Source organism: Pseudomonas sp. BF-B-15 (assembly GCF_019946675.1).
Classification (GTDB): Bacteria; Pseudomonadota; Gammaproteobacteria; order Pseudomonadales; family Pseudomonadaceae; genus Aquipseudomonas; species Aquipseudomonas migulae.
Genome location: NZ_JAGYFZ010000075.1, coordinates 15,935 through 30,382, shown reverse-complemented (window position 1 = coordinate 30,382; position 14,448 = coordinate 15,935). Strand labels below are relative to the sequence as shown.

General features: G+C 60.3%; 11 protein-coding genes. 4 read left to right on the top strand and 7 right to left on the bottom strand.

Translation table 11 applies throughout. From position 1 onward, the window contains the following. The first annotated feature begins 139 nt into the window (after window positions 1-139). The 4 genes from KGA97_RS21405 to pcaC are packed head-to-tail and all read left to right on the top strand — an operon-like array spanning window position 140 to window position 4,076. Window positions 140-1,444 (top strand): MFS family transporter, encoded by a 1,305-nt coding sequence (locus KGA97_RS21405; RefSeq protein ID WP_008039437.1) that lies wholly within the window; start codon window positions 140-142, stop codon window positions 1,442-1,444. 45 nt (window positions 1,445-1,489) lie between these two features. Further along, on the top strand, window positions 1,490-2,854 hold the full coding sequence (locus KGA97_RS21400) for a 3-carboxy-cis,cis-muconate cycloisomerase (RefSeq protein ID WP_223481463.1): 1,365 nt from the start codon (window positions 1,490-1,492) through the stop codon (window positions 2,852-2,854). Between the two features lie 11 nt (window positions 2,855-2,865). Further along, on the top strand, window positions 2,866-3,672 hold the full coding sequence (gene pcaD / locus KGA97_RS21395) for a 3-oxoadipate enol-lactonase (RefSeq protein WP_223481462.1): 807 nt from the start codon (window positions 2,866-2,868) through the stop codon (window positions 3,670-3,672). Between the two features lie 11 nt (window positions 3,673-3,683). Continuing rightward, window positions 3,684-4,076, top strand: a complete 393-nt coding sequence (gene pcaC, locus KGA97_RS21390; RefSeq protein WP_008025653.1) for a 4-carboxymuconolactone decarboxylase — start codon at window positions 3,684-3,686, stop codon at window positions 4,074-4,076. A 112-nt stretch (window positions 4,077-4,188) separates the two neighbouring features. Here the strand turns inward: pcaC and KGA97_RS21385 are convergent, their stop codons facing one another. The 7 genes from KGA97_RS21385 to emhA form a co-directional block, all read right to left on the bottom strand. Further along, window positions 4,189-5,007, bottom strand: coding sequence for a methyltransferase domain-containing protein (locus KGA97_RS21385; protein ID WP_223481461.1), 819 nt, complete (start codon window positions 5,005-5,007; stop codon window positions 4,189-4,191). Window positions 5,008-5,027: 20 nt separating this feature from the next. Continuing rightward, window positions 5,028-5,405 carry a DUF1641 domain-containing protein gene (locus tag KGA97_RS21380; protein ID WP_008039444.1) on the bottom strand — a complete coding sequence of 126 codons (378 nt, stop codon included), beginning with the start codon at window positions 5,403-5,405 and terminating at the stop codon, window positions 5,028-5,030. Between the two features lie 22 nt (window positions 5,406-5,427). Continuing rightward, entirely contained in the window at window positions 5,428-6,618 is a 1,191-nt protein-coding gene (locus tag KGA97_RS21375; protein ID WP_223481460.1) for an FAD/NAD(P)-binding oxidoreductase, read from the bottom strand. A gap of 192 nt (window positions 6,619-6,810) precedes the next feature. After that, window positions 6,811-8,064 carry an OprD family porin gene (locus tag KGA97_RS21370; RefSeq protein ID WP_008039448.1) on the bottom strand — a complete coding sequence of 418 codons (1,254 nt, stop codon included), beginning with the start codon at window positions 8,062-8,064 and terminating at the stop codon, window positions 6,811-6,813. A gap of 438 nt (window positions 8,065-8,502) precedes the next feature. Next, window positions 8,503-9,963 (bottom strand): efflux RND transporter outer membrane subunit EmhC, encoded by a 1,461-nt coding sequence (emhC, locus tag KGA97_RS21365; RefSeq protein WP_223481459.1) that lies wholly within the window; start codon window positions 9,961-9,963, stop codon window positions 8,503-8,505. Next, a complete protein-coding gene (gene emhB, locus KGA97_RS21360; RefSeq protein ID WP_008039452.1) occupies window positions 9,963-13,124 on the bottom strand; it encodes an efflux RND transporter permease subunit EmhB in 3,162 nt (1,053 codons plus the stop codon). Before emhB ends, emhC begins: the two co-directional genes overlap by 1 nt. A gap of 3 nt (window positions 13,125-13,127) precedes the next feature. Further along, complete coding sequence (emhA, locus tag KGA97_RS21355) at window positions 13,128-14,285, bottom strand: efflux RND transporter periplasmic adaptor subunit EmhA (protein ID WP_008039454.1); 1,158 nt, start codon at window positions 14,283-14,285, stop codon at window positions 13,128-13,130. Between the last annotated feature and the right edge of the window lie 163 nt (window positions 14,286-14,448).

Genomic DNA, 14,448 nt, shown 5'->3' with positions numbered 1-14,448 from the left:
GTGTCAGTGCCATCAATGCGGAATGACACACCGCGATCGCCAGCAAGCCGGCTCCTACAGGGGATCTGTGTTGCATCTGTGGAACGGGACTGTTGCAAAGTGTGTCTAGACTCTCACTGTCCCCATTGAGTGAAAAACAATGACAACGCCAATCGCTTCAACCGCGCTATACACCGGCGAAGAGCGCAGCAAACGGATCTTCGCGATTGTCGGCGCCTCGTCCGGCAACCTCGTCGAATGGTTCGACTTCTACGTCTACGCCTTTTGCGCGATCTATTTCGCCCCTGCCTTTTTCCCGTCCGATAACCCGACGGTGCAGTTGGTCAACACCGCGGGCGTGTTTGCCGCCGGGTTCCTGATGCGCCCGATTGGCGGCTGGATTTTCGGTCGCGTCGCGGACAAGCACGGGCGCAAGAATTCGATGCTGATATCGATTCTGATGATGTGCTTCGGTTCGTTGCTCATCGCCTGCCTGCCGACCTACAAGGACATCGGCGTCTGGGCGCCGATCATGCTGCTGTTCGCCCGTTTGCTCCAGGGCCTGTCGGTGGGCGGCGAATACGGCACCACCGCCACCTACATGAGCGAAGTGGCGCTCAAGGGCCAGCGCGGTTTCTTCGCCTCGTTCCAGTACGTGACGCTGATCGGCGGGCAGTTGCTGGCGGTGTCGCTGGTGGTGGTGCTGCAACAGTTCCTCACCGAGGATGACCTGCGTGCCTACGGCTGGCGGATTCCGTTCGTGGTCGGTGCCATGGCGGCATTGGTTTCGCTGTACCTGCGTCGTTCGCTGAAAGAAACCACCAGCAAGGAAATGCGCGAGAACAAGGACGCCGGCAGCATCCGCGCGCTGTTCCGCGACCATAAGGCCGCGTTCATTACCGTGCTCGGTTACACCGCCGGCGGCTCGCTGATTTTCTACACCTTCACCACGTACATGCAGAAGTACCTGGTGAACACCGCCGGCATGCATGCCAAGACCGCCAGCTACATCATGACCGGCGCGCTGTTCCTTTATATGTGCATGCAGCCGATCTTCGGCATGCTCTCGGACAGGATCGGCCGCCGGAGTTCGATGCTGTGGTTTGGCGCACTCGGCACGCTGTGCACCGTGCCGATTCTGCTCAGCCTGAAAAGCGTCACCAGTCCGTTCCTGGCCTTCGTGCTCATTACCCTGGCGCTGGCGATTGTCAGTTTCTACACCTCGATCAGCGGTCTGGTAAAAGCCGAAATGTTCCCGCCTGAGGTACGTGCATTGGGTGTTGGCCTGGCTTACGCGGTGGCGAATGCAATATTCGGTGGTTCAGCGGAGTATGTAGCCTTGAGCCTCAAAGCGGTCGGCATGGAAAACTCCTTCTACTGGTACGTGACGTTGATGATGGCGATAGCGTTTCTGTTCAGCCTGCGTCTGCCCAAACATGCGAAGTATCTAGAAAACGACCTTTGATCCACACCCGCGGGCCCAAGCGGCCCGCGCCTCCAGGGACTGTTTATGAACCAGCGACCGGGCAATCAATTGTTCGATGCCTATTTCACTGCGCGCGATATGCGCGAGGTGTTTTGCGATCAGGGCCGGGTTCAGGCCATGCTCGATTTCGAAGCGGCGCTGGCCCGCGCCGAAGCGCATGTCGGGTTGATTCCGCAGATGGCGGTGGCACCTATCGAAGCGGCTTGCCGCGCCGGGCACTACGATTTCGCCGCCCTCGGCGAGGCGATTGCCACGGCCGGTAATTCGGCGATTCCACTGGTGAAGGCGTTGGGCAAACAGATCGCGACCACCGATGCCGACGCCGAGCGCTATGTGCATCTGGGCGCCACCAGCCAGGACGTGATGGACACCGGCCTGGTGCTGCAATTGCGCCGGGCGCTGGAACTGATTGAGAGCGATCTGGCGCAACTGGGCGAAACCCTTTCAACGCAAGCCCAGCGTTATGTCGCCACGCCGTTGGCCGGTCGCACTTGGTTGCAGCACGCAACGCCGGTCACCTTGGGCATGAAGATCGCCGGTTGGCTGGGCGCCGTCACCCGCAGCCGTCAACGCCTGCAAGAACTCAAACCACGCCTGCTGGTGCTGCAATTCGGCGGCGCCTCCGGGACCCTCGCGGCCCTCGGTGCGCAAGCGTTGCCGATTGCCGACGCGCTGGCCACGGAGCTGCACCTGACGTTGCCCGACCAACCGTGGCACACGCAACGCGACCGCCTGGTGGAGTTCGGTTCGGTGCTGGGATTGATCGCCGGCAGCCTCGGCAAGCTCGGTCGCGACATCAGCCTGTTGATGCAGACTGAAGCGGGCGAAGTGTTCGAACCCTCGGCGCCGGGCAAGGGCGGTTCGTCGACCATGCCGCACAAACGCAACCCGGTGGGCGCCGCCGTGCTGATCGGCGCTGCAACACGGGTTCCCGGTCTGCTCTCGACCCTGTTCAGTGCCATGCCGCAAGAGCACGAGCGCAGCCTCGGCCTGTGGCATGCCGAGTGGGAAACCCTGCCGGAGATTTGTTGCCTGGTGTCCGGCAGCCTCAAGCAGGCATTGCTGGTGGCAGACGGACTGGAAGTGGACGCCGAGCGCATGGCCCGCAACCTCGACCTGACCCAAGGCCTGGTGCTGGCCGAAGCGGTGAGCATCGTCCTTGCGCAACGGGTCGGCCGCGACACCGCGCATCATTTACTGGAGCAGTGCTGCAAGCGCGCAGTGGCCGAGCAACGGCATTTGCGCGCAGTGCTGGGCGACGAGCCGCACGTGACCGCCGAGCTCTCGGCCGCTGAACTCGATCATCTGCTGGACCCCGCTCACTACCTCGGACAGGCCCGTACCTGGGTCGAGCGAGCGGTGGCTGAACATTCTGCGTTAACTGCCTGAAGGAGACTGCTGTGGCTTTCGTACAACTCGCCGAGGGCGAACTGCACTACCAAATTGAAGGGCCGCACTTCGATGGCCCGGTCGATGCGCCGGTGCTGGTGCTGTCCAACTCGCTGGGCACCGACCTGCACATGTGGGACGCGCAAATTGCTGCGTTCACCGAGCATTTCCGCGTGCTGCGTTTTGATACCCGTGGCCACGGCAAATCCCTGGTCACGCCGGGGCCCTACAGCATCGGACAATTGGGCCGAGACGTGCTGGCGCTGCTGGATGCGTTGCACATTGAGAAGGCGCATTTCTGTGGTCTGTCGATGGGTGGCCTGATCGGCCAGTGGCTGGGCATCAATGCCGGTGATCGATTGAACAAACTGGTGGTGTGCAACACCGCCGCGAAAATCGGCGACCCGTCGATCTGGAACCCGCGCATCGAGACCGTGCTGCGTGACGGCGCGGCGGCGATGGTTGCGCTGCGCGATGCATCGATTGCGCGCTGGTTTACCCCGGACTTTTCCGAGGCCAATCCGGCGGCGGCGAAACGGATTACCGACATGCTCGCGGCCACTTCGCCACAAGGTTACGCAGCCAATTGCGCTGCCGTGCGCGATGCCGATTTCCGTGATCAGTTGTCCTCGATCAAAGTGCCGCTGCTGGTGATCGCCGGCACCGAAGACGCGGTCACGCCGCCGTCCGGTGGGCACTTCATCCAGGAACATGTGGCAGGTGCCGAGTACGCCGAGTTCTACGCGGCGCACCTGTCCAACGTACAGGCGGGCGATGCGTTCAGTGAGCGCGTTCTCGCTTTTTTGCTGGGTCATTGAGGGGGAAATCCGTGGACGAGAAACAACGTTACGACGAGGGCATGAACGTCCGTCGCGCAGTCCTCGGCGACGCCCATGTCGACCGCAGCCTGAACGCGCTGACCGAGTTCAATTCGGAGTTTCAGGAGATGATCACCCGCCATGCGTGGGGCGACATCTGGACCCGACCTGGCCTGCCGCGCCATACCCGCAGCCTGATCACCATCGCCATGTTGATCGGCATGAACCGTGAGGGTGAACTCAAACTGCACCTGCGTGCCGCCGCCAACAATGGCGTGACCCGTGGCGAGATCAAGGAAGTGATCATGCAGAGCGCCATCTATTGCGGCATCCCGGCGGCGAATGCGACGTTTCATTTGGCCGAGTCGGTTTGGGATGAGTTGGGCGTCGAGTCCCGGGAATAATGTTCGCGATTTGCGGTGCATGAATTGACGCTTTCGCGGGCAAGCCTCACTCCTACAGAGGTTGTGATAATCCTGTAGGAGCGAGGCTTGCCCGCGAAGGCAATGTCATGTGTTACACCGTCGCGACGATGAATATGCGCTTGAACGGAAACAGCGTTCGCCCGTCGCTCTCCGGCGGGTAATGCGCGTGTACGCGCATCAGGTAGTGGTAAATGAAGCGTGCCTGTTCGTCGGGCTTGAGTCCCTGCATCACTGGTCGCAGCGCCGAGACCTTGACCCAGTCATAGATCGGCGATTGGCCGCAGACCACCTGCAATTGCTCGGTCTCCCAGATGTCCAGGGTGTCAGTGATCGGGGCGAGCAAGCGGTAGTAATCTTCCAGCGACAAGAGCGTTCGTGCGGCCATGGCCTCGCGCAGCTGCGCCGTGCCTAACGGTTGGCCGCAAGCCCCCGCGTCTTCCAGCGTGTCGAGCACCAGCCGATACCACAACGCATCCCGCCAGTCGGGCATGTGCGCTGCCAGGCATCCACCTGGATTGAGCTGCCTGAGCAGTCGCGGCAGCAGTTGATGGTGATCCTTGATGAAGTGCAAAACGGCGGCGGCGAACAGCAGGTCTGCTGGCTGTTCGGGCTGCCAGTCGAGCAGGTCACACTGTTTCCATGACGCCTTGATGGGCAGAAGGCGGGCTTCGTCGAGCATTTGTCCGGAGCTGTCGATACCCTGCAACTGCGCGCGAGGCCAACGCTTGGCCAACAGTTGCGTGGCGATGCCGGTGCCGCACCCCAGGTCATAAATGCGTTGGGGCGATTTGAGTTCGACACGACCGAGCAATTCATTCACCGGTCGTTGCCTGAGGCGCGAAAACTGCTGGTACGCCTTGGCGTCCCAGTGCGTGCAGGCGCTCCCTGCCTTATCAAGTTTGACGCTCATGAGGTGGTCCTCTCTGGCGGTTACAGTTGTCTTCCGATGACGTTCAGGGTTTTCAGGACAACCGCCACACCTTTGCGCGTGTCCGGCTCGTTCAGCAGTTTTATCAAGGCGTAGACCCCCGGTGGTTCCGGGGCGGCGGCGACTTCGGCACGGGCCATGCGCACGGCGTTACTGACGGTCCAGGTGGCCGCCGTAGCGTTTTCGAACAACCGCGCCAGTTTTTCCACCATGGCCGCGTCCAGCAGGTCGACCATGTCCGAGGTCAACGAGAGCAAATCGACAAGGTTATCCAGTCGCCCGCCATCGATCAGCGGCTGCAGTTTTGCCATCAAGGCAACGAGTCCCTCCGACCTGTCGGCCGTGGCGATGGCGAGGGTTTCATCTGTCAGGTTTGTCATTGCATTTTCCTCCCCTAGCCCGTCACAGCATGCCCCGGGCAATCATCCAGTACAGGCCATGATTGAAGCCGTGTCTGAGCAGGCCACCGAGTTTGGTCGGTGGAGTTGGCTGAACGTCGCGCTTGAAGTTGTACCAAAGCGGCATGCCGGCATAGAAGCCCATTTGCGCGACGGCCTGAACCCGTCCGTCGTAGACATCGATGGGACCACCAAGGCGGATTTCAGCGGCAATGTTGTTGGCGATCACCGGTGCCTGGTTATGGCACGCGCCTCCGGCCTTGCTCACCGGCAAATCGACGGTGTCACCGATCACGTAGACGTTTTCCAGGCCGTAGACTTGCAGGGATTCATGGTTGGTGGGCAGCCAGCCTTCGTTGTTGGGCGCTTGTGACGCTCCGGACTCCAGCACGGCATCCACGGCGCGGATCGGCGGCGTTGCCATCAGTATGTCGAAAGGCTGCGCGTCGCCTTCTGCGGAGTAGGCGATTTTGCTGTCCGGATCGACACGGTCCAGTGTGAACCCACGCTGAAAACGGATGTTTTTCTGCTCGAAAATACTCGGCAGAATTTCCCCTGTCGGTCGTTGCAGGAACAGGCAGTTGCGCAGTAACTGAGCGGTTGTCGGGTAGGTGTAGATAATTTCCACCTGGTCTCGCACACCTCTACGCCGCAAATAATCATCAAGCATCAAGGTGGTTTCGACGGGTGCGATGCCGCATTGATGCGGCACGTTGGGCGTTTGCGGGAAGGACACGGTTATGAATATCCGGCCTTTTTTAATGGTGCTCAGCTTCTGCGCCAGTTGCCGGGCCGGGTCGTATTGATAGAAGTGGTCGCCAGCTTCTTTCAAACCTTCGATACGTTCCGGGGCAGGGACGCAACCGGTGGCGATGACCAGAAAATCGTAATCGTAGACTTTGCCGCTGCGGGTCTTGAGGCGTTGCCCAGGGAAATCAAAACGCGTCACTTCTTCAACGTTGAAGGTGATTTCCGGGCGCAACAATGAGCGTTCCGGGCGCTTGAGTTCTTCCTGAAAAAACAGGTTGAACGCCACGTACATGAACGCAGGTTTGTAGTAGTGATCGGGGGAGTTGGACAGCAGGGTAATCAGGACTTCGCCGCGCAGGATTTCTGGATACAGCTTGTTGACCAGTTGATTGGCCAGCATGGTTCCACCGACGCCGCCACCGACGATAACTATTCGCTTGCTCATACCTGACCTCCGTGGTCATGGCAGCTTCGCGTACAGCATCCGGAGATAACGGAAGAAAATGGGGGCTCCTACATCAGGCTGGAGAACTTGAACGCCTTGATGACTGTATCTGCGGTTCAATAATTCGCCAGTTCATCGCGACCAGCGGTCAGCGCCAGCGTTTCCCGCAATGGGCAACGCTGGCGCTGAGGCTTACAACAAACTGATCGGGTAGCTGATGATCAACCGGTTCTCGTCGAACTCGTTGTTGCTGTAGTCGCGGCGCATGGTCGAGTTGCGCCATTTGACGTTCAGGTCCTTCAGCGCACCGCTTTGTACGGTGTAGCCCAGTTCACTCTCGCGGCCCCATTCCTTGCCGTCGGTGATGGTGCCGGTGTGTACGTTTTCGCCGCTGATGTAGCGGTTCATCAGGGTCAGGCCCGGTACACCGAGCGCAACGAAGTTGTAGTCGTGACGCACCTGCCAGGATTTTTCCCGCGCGTTGTCATAGCTGGAGTTGTAGCTGTCGTTGGCCAGTGTGCCGCCGCTGGTGCCGTTGACCCGCATCCAGGCGCTGTCGCCGGTGAGTTTTTGCAGGCCGACGTAGAAGGTGTTGCCGCCGTACTTGGCGGAAAGCATTCCCGACCAGGTCTTGTTGTCCAGATCGCCGGCGCGGGCGCTACCGTCTTCTTTGCCATAGAAGAAACCGAGGTTGGCGCCCAGGGTCCAGTCGCCGACGGGTTGGCTGTGGGTCAGGTTGACGAATTGCTGGCTGTAGATGTCCTTGAGTTCGGCGTTCCACAGGCCGATCTGGGTGCGTTTCTCGTTGAACAGGTATTCGCCGCCCTGGAAGTTGAAGCGGTCGGAGGTGAACGCCGCTTTGCCGGTCATCGACATGTCGTTCATGCTGCTGTCGTCACGCGGGCTGTTCTGGCGGAACTGGCCGCCGTAGAGCGTCAGGCCGTTGATTTCCTTTGAGGTGATCTGACCGCCACGGAAGGTTTGTGGTAGCGAGCGCCCATCGTCCGAACGCAGGATCGGCAGCACCGGCATCCATTCGCCGACCTTCACTTCGGTCTGCGACAGCTTGGCCTTGAACGCCACGTTGGTGCGACCGAAGTTGTCCGCCGGGCGACCATCGTGGTCCAGCGGCAGCAACTGCGTACCGCCGGTGCCTTTACCGCCGTCGAGTTTTACCGAGTACAGCCCCAGCACATCCATGCCGAAGCCGACGGTGCCTTGGGTGAACCCGGATTTGGCGTCGAGGATGAAACTTTGCGTCCACTCTTCAGCCTTGCCCTGTGCCTTGGTCGGGTTGGTGAAGTTGCGGTTGATGTAGAAGTTGCGCAGGTTCAGGTTGACCTTGGCCCCTTCGACAAAACCCGCCTCTTCGGCCGTGGCGGGCAGGGCGGCGCCGGCCAGTGCGAGGGCGATCAGGCTGGGAACGAAATAAGTGGAAGGCGTCATGGGCTCGGTCTCTCTAATTCTTGGAGATGAAACGGGGCGATGCCGCAACCGTCCGGTTGCAGACAAAAAGATTCGAATTCAAATGAAACGGGGCGAGATCAGCCGGACAGGGCGGGGCGCGGGGGCATGGTGTCGAACCTGTTGTTATTGGTTTTGTGTGGCGAATGGTGCGGGGAATGAACTGGATGGTTCAATTGGTAAAAGCGGGTTTTGGGCGATTATCGAACGCAAGATGACTGATTTTTGTGTTGTCTGTTCCGGCCCCTTCGCGGGCAAGCCTCGCTCCTACGGGTTAGCGTGGTTCATACATTTTGTGATCGACACGCAACCTGTAGGAGCGAGGCTTGCCCGCGAAGGGGCCTGCATTGCCAACAAACCTTTTCCAGCAGACAACAAAAAGCCCACCAAACGGTGGGCTTCGTGTTTACAGCAACTCGATCAGAACAACTTCAGCTTCGGCGCTTCTTCTTTCAGCGGTTCGACTTTCGCAGTCTGCTCGTTCCAGCCACCGCCCAGTGCCTTGTACAGATTCACGGCGCTGGTCAGTTGCGCCAGGCGGTCGGTGATCAGTGCCTGTTGGGCACTGAACAGCTGACGCTGGGCATCGAGGAAGGTCAGGTTGCTGTCGACGCCAATGCGATAACGACGCTCGGCCAGACGGTAGTAGTCCTGGTTGGCGGTGACGAAATCACGCTGGGCCTGCAACTGCTCGGTGTAGGTCTGGCGGGCGGCCAGGCCGTCGGCGACTTCCTGGAAGGCCGTTTGAATGGACTTCTCGTAGTTCGCCACGCCGATGTCTTTCTGGATTTTCGAGTAATCCAGGCTGGCGCGCAGGCTGCCGGCGTTGAAGATCGGCAGGTTGATTTGCGGCTGGAACAACCACGTGCCCGAACCACCCTTGAACAGGCCGGACAGGTCTGGGCTCAACGTACCGGCATTGGCGGTGAGGCTGATGCTCGGGAAGAACGCTGCGCGCGCCGCGCCGATGTTGGCGTTGGCTGCTTTCAGGTTGTATTCGGCTTGCAGAATGTCCGGACGACGTTGCAGCAGGTCCGACGGCAGGCCAGGCGGTACGTCGCTCAGCAAATCGTCAGACAGCGGCCTGGCTTCTCGCAGATTGGCCGGGATACCGGTGCCGAGCAGCAGCACCAGGCTGTTTTCATCCTGGGCGACCTGGCGGGTGTAACGGGCCAGTTGCGCACGGGCGTTTTCTACCGAGGTGCGCGACTGCGCCAGGTCCAGCGCCGAGGCTACGCCCACTTCGTTGCTGCGCGCGGTGAGCTTGTAGCTCTCCTCGAACGCAGCGAGGGTGTCCTGAGTCAGCTTGCGCAGCTCTTTATCGGCCTGCCAGGTCAGGTAGGCATTCGCCACGCTGGCCACCAGGCTGATTTGTGTGCTGCGACGGCCTTCTTCGGTGGCGAAGTACTTCTGCAGGGCTTCTTCGTTCAGGCTGCGAACCCGACCAAACAGGTCGAGTTCATAGGCGCTGATGCCGACGGTGGCCGAGTAGGAACTGGTGATGCCCGCCTGACCGGTCTGTGAAGCGTCAGCCGGAACCCGCTGACGGCTGCCGGTACCGTTGGCCGAAACCGCCGGGAACAGGTCGGCGCGCGAGATGCGGTATTGCGCAGCGAAGGCGTCGATGTTCAGCGCCGCGACACGTAGGTCACGGTTGTTTTCCAGGGATAGCTGGATCAGCTGCTGCAGCGCAGGGTCATGGAAAAACTGCTTCCAGCCCTGTTCAGCGGCGGCCTGGTTCGGCGCCTGGGCCGGCGAATACGCCGGGCCTTGCGGGTACTGGGCGGCCACCGGTGCTTCAGGCTGCTGATAATCGGGTATCAGCGAGCAGCCGCTCAGCACGAAGGCCGCGACTGCGATGGAGAGTAGCGACTTGCTCATTAGCCAGCCTCTTTAGAAGGTTCAATAGCGTCGTCCTGATCGGCGATTTTTCGCTGACCCATGGCCGACACGGTGACGAAGAACAACGGGACCCAGAAGATCGCCAATACGGTGGCGGTGATCATACCGCCAATTACCACGGTACCGATGGCGTGTTGGCTGCCCGAGCCGGCGCCGCTGGAAATGGCCAGCGGCACTACGCCGAGAATGAACGCCAGGGAGGTCATGATGATCGGGCGCAAACGCATGCGGCAAGCCTCGATGGCAGCCTCTTGCAAGCTCTTGCCCTGTTCATGCAGATCCTTGGCGAACTCGACGATCAGAATGGCGTTTTTCGCCGCCAGACCGATGGTGGTCAACAGACCCACGAGGAAGTACACGTCGTTGGACAGACCCCGCAGGCTGGTGGCCATCAACGCACCGATAATCCCCAGTGGCACCACGAGCACCACGGCAATCGGAATCGACCAGCTTTCATACAACGCTGCCAGGCACAGGAACACCATCAGAATCGACAGCGCGAACAGTGCAGGCGCCTGGGAGCCCGCCAGTCGTTCTTCATACGACAGACCGGTCCAGGAAATACCGACACCGGCCGGCAGTTTCAGGGCAAGCGCCTCGACTTCGGCCATGGCTTCACCGGTGGAATAACCCGGGGCAGGGGAGCCGAGGATTTCCATCGCTTCTACGCCGTTGTAACGGGCCAGTTTTGGCGAACCGTAAATCCACTCACCCTTGGCAAACGCGGTGAAGGGAACCATGGTCCCGGTGCTGTTGCGCACGTACCACTTCTTCAGGTCTTCAGGGCTCATGCGCGCGCCGGGTTGGCCTTGCACGTAAACCTTCTTCACACGACCACGGTCGATGAAGTCGTTCACATAGCTACTGCCCAAGGCAATCGACAGGGTGTTGTTGATGTCGGCGATGGTAACGCCCAGCGCACTGGCCTTCTCGTCGTCGATTTCCAACTGGAATTGCGGCTCGTCGTTCAGACCGTTCGGGCGCACTTGCGCCAGCACTTTGCTCTGCGCCGCCATGCCGAGGAACTGGTTACGGGCAGCCATCAGCTTTTCGTGACCGATACCGGCGCGGTCTTGCAGGAACACGTCGAAACCGGTGGCGTTACCCAGCTCCAGCACCGCTGGCGGTGCGAAAGCGAACACCATGGCGTCACGGAAGGTGAAGAAGTGCTGTTGGGCACGGGCCGCGACTTTGAACACGTTGTTGTCGGCGTTACGTTCGTGCCACGGCCTCATCATGATGAACGCCATACCCGAACTCTGGCCACGGCCGGCGAAGTTGAAGCCGGTCACGGTAAACACCGAGTTCACCGCATCGCCTTCACCGCCATCCTTGCTTGGACGCAGCAGGAATTCACGCATCTCGTCCACGACGACCTGAGTGCGCTGGGCAGTCGAGCCGGCCGGGGTTTGTACTTGAGCAAACAGTACGCCCTGGTCTTCCTCCGGGAGGAACGAGGATGGAATACGCATGAACAACCAGATCATGCCGATGACGATGATCACGTAGGCCAGCAGGTACGGCGCCTTGTTGCGCAGAATGTTGCCGACGCCACGCTCGTAGCTTTTCACGCTACGGTCGAAGTTGCGGTTGAACCAGCCGAAGAAGCCGCGTTTCGGCACGCCGTGCTCGCCCTTGGGAATGGCTTTGAGCATGGTGGCGCAGAGCGCCGGGGTGAAGATCAGCGCGACCAGTACCGACAGGGCCATGGCCGAGACGATGGTGATCGAGAACTGCTTGTAGATCACACCCGTGGAACCGCCGAAGAACGCCATCGGCAACAGTACCGCCGAGAGCACCAGGGCAATACCGACCAGTGCACCCTGGATCTGCCCCATGGATTTCTTGGTGGCTTCCTTGGGTGACAGGCCTTCTTCGCTCATGACCCGTTCGACGTTTTCCACCACGACGATGGCATCGTCCACCAGCAAGCCGATGGCCAACACCATACCGAACATGGTCAGGGTGTTGATGCTGAAACCGAACGCCGCGAGGATGCCGAACGTACCCAGCAATACCACCGGCACGGTCATCGTGGTGATGACGGTGGCGCGGAAGTTCTGCAGGAACAGGAACATCACCAGGAACACCAGCACGATTGCTTCGACCAGGGTTTCAACCACACCCTTGATCGACTCGGTCACCACTGGCGTGGTGTCGTACGGGAACACCACTTCCATCCCTTGCGGGAAGAACGGCTTGAGGCTGTCAATGGTCTTGCGCAGGGCTTTCGCGGTGTCGAGGGCGTTGGCACCGTTGGCCAGTTTCACCGCCAGGCCGGAAGCCGGGGCGCCGTTGAACTGGGCGTTGATGCTGTAGTTCTCGCCACCCAGACCGACGTCGGCGACATCTTTCAAGCGAACCTGGGAGCCGTCCTTGTTGACCTTGAGCAGGATTCTGTTGAATTGCTCAGCGGTCTGCAGGCGGGTCTTGCCGATGATCGTCGCGTTCAACTGAGTGCCGGGCAGGGCAGGCAGGCCGCCGAGCTGGCCGGACGATACCTGGACGTTTTGCGCGGCGATGGCGGTTTTGACGTCGATCGGGGTCAGGTTGAAGTTGTTCAACTTGGCCGGGTCGAGCCAGATACGCATGGCGTACTGGGAACCGAACACCTGGAAGTCGCCCACGCCGGCTGTCCGCGAGATCGGATCCTGCATGTTGGACACGATGTAGTTGGACAGGTCGTCCTTGGTCATGCTGCCGTCACGCGAGACCACGCCGATCACCAGCAGGAAGTTCTTCACGGCCTTGGTCACACGGATACCTTGCTGCTGTACTTCTTGCGGCAGCAGCGGGGTGGCCAGGTTCAGTTTGTTCTGGACCTGAACCTGCGCGGTATCGGAGTTGGTGCCTTGCTCGAAGGTCGCGGTGATCGTCATGGTGCCGTCGGAGTTACTTTCCGAGGACACATAACGCAGGTTGTCGATACCGTTGAGCTGCTGCTCGATCACCTGAACCACGGTGTCTTGCACGGTTTGCGCGGAAGCGCCCGGGTAAGCCACGGAAATGGCGATCGCCGGAGGCGCAATGCTCGGGTACTGGTTGATCGGCAACTTGAGGATCGATAGAGCCCCGACCAGCATGATCACCAGGGCAATTACCCAGGCGAAAATCGGACGGTCGATAAAAAATTTCGACATGGTTTACTCCCCTTTGCCGCTGGAAGCCTTGTTAGCTGCCTGTGCGGGGGCCGGGTTCTTTGCGCCAACGTTAGTCGCCTCAGTGGCCTTGACTTCAACGCCAGGTTTGACGAATTGCAGCCCTTCGGTGATCAGGCGATCACCGGCCTTCAGGCCGTCCTCGATCAGCCACTGGCTGCCGACAGTGCGGCTGGCCTTGAGCTGACGTAGTTCGACCTTGTTGTCCGCACCGACGACCAGAGCGGTCGGGGAGCCTTTGAGGTCGCGGGTCACGCCTTGTTGCGGCGCCAGGATGGCAGCTGCATTCACGCCGGCCTGAAGCTGGGCGTGAACGAACATGCCGGGCAACAGGGTGTGATCAGGGTTCGGGAACACCGCACGCAGGGTGACGGAACCGGTGGTCTGGTCAACCGAGACTTCGGAGAATTCGAGCTTGCCGTCGAGCTTGTACTGGCTGCCGTCTTCGAGGGTCAGCTTGACCGCGGCCGAGTTGTCGCCGGCCTTTTGCAGACGACCGCTTTCCAGTTCGCGGCGCAGTTCAAGCAGCTCTACCGAGGACTGGGTGACATCGACGTAGATCGGGTCGAGTTGCTGGATCACCGCCATGGCGTCCGCCTGGCCACTGGTGACCAGTGCGCCTTCGGTCACGCTGGAACGACCGATGCGACCGGACAGTGGCGCATAGACCTTGGTGTAGCGCACATTGATCTGGGCGCTTTGCAGAGCGGCTTCCGATTGCAGGCGGTTGGCCTGTGCGGTGTCGTATTCCTGACGGCTCACAGCCTGTTCGTTGACCAGTTGCTTGTAGCGATCGGAGATCGACTTGGTCTGTTGCAGGTTGGCTTCGGCGCTTTTCAGCGTGGCTTCATAGACGGCTGGATCGATCTGATACAGCTGTTGGCCGGCCTTGACGTCGCCGCCTTCCTTGAACAGACGTTTGAGAATGATGCCGTTGACCTGCGGGCGAACTTCCGCGATGCGGTAGGCGCTGGTGCGGCCCGGCAGCTCGGACGTCAGGGTGAAGGCTTGAGGTTGCAGGGTGACGACGCCGACCTGAGGCGGTGGAGCGGCCGGTGCAGCTTCTTCCTTTTTGCATCCGCTGAGCAGCGATGCCAAGGCGACGGCAGTGACCAGAGCGGTAACAGCTGGCTTGAATTGCATGAAAATCCTCGGGTCAGGCGCGCAAAAAAACGCACAAGAAAAGATGGAAGGTTAAAAATTGGGTACCGGGTGGATAAGTAGCATGCTAAGGAATATACTTACATTCACGGTTGTTTGTAAATACCTTGGCTGTGTACCCTCGCTGTTACAGAGGCCGTCGCAA

Coding starts and splice junctions, on each gene's coding strand:
- KGA97_RS21405 (WP_008039437.1), top strand. CDS start 140: ATGACAACGCCAATCGCTTCAACCGCGCTATACACCGGCGAAGAGCGC.
- KGA97_RS21400 (WP_223481463.1), top strand. CDS start 1,490: ATGAACCAGCGACCGGGCAATCAATTGTTCGATGCCTATTTCACTGCG.
- KGA97_RS21385 (WP_223481461.1), bottom strand. CDS start 5,007: ATGAGCGTCAAACTTGATAAGGCAGGGAGCGCCTGCACGCACTGGGAC.
- KGA97_RS21380 (WP_008039444.1), bottom strand. CDS start 5,405: ATGACAAACCTGACAGATGAAACCCTCGCCATCGCCACGGCCGACAGG.
- KGA97_RS21375 (WP_223481460.1), bottom strand. CDS start 6,618: ATGAGCAAGCGAATAGTTATCGTCGGTGGCGGCGTCGGTGGAACCATG.
- KGA97_RS21370 (WP_008039448.1), bottom strand. CDS start 8,064: ATGACGCCTTCCACTTATTTCGTTCCCAGCCTGATCGCCCTCGCACTG.
- emhC (WP_223481459.1), bottom strand. CDS start 9,963: ATGAGCAAGTCGCTACTCTCCATCGCAGTCGCGGCCTTCGTGCTGAGC.
- emhB (WP_008039452.1), bottom strand. CDS start 13,124: ATGTCGAAATTTTTTATCGACCGTCCGATTTTCGCCTGGGTAATTGCC.
- emhA (WP_008039454.1), bottom strand. CDS start 14,285: ATGCAATTCAAGCCAGCTGTTACCGCTCTGGTCACTGCCGTCGCCTTG.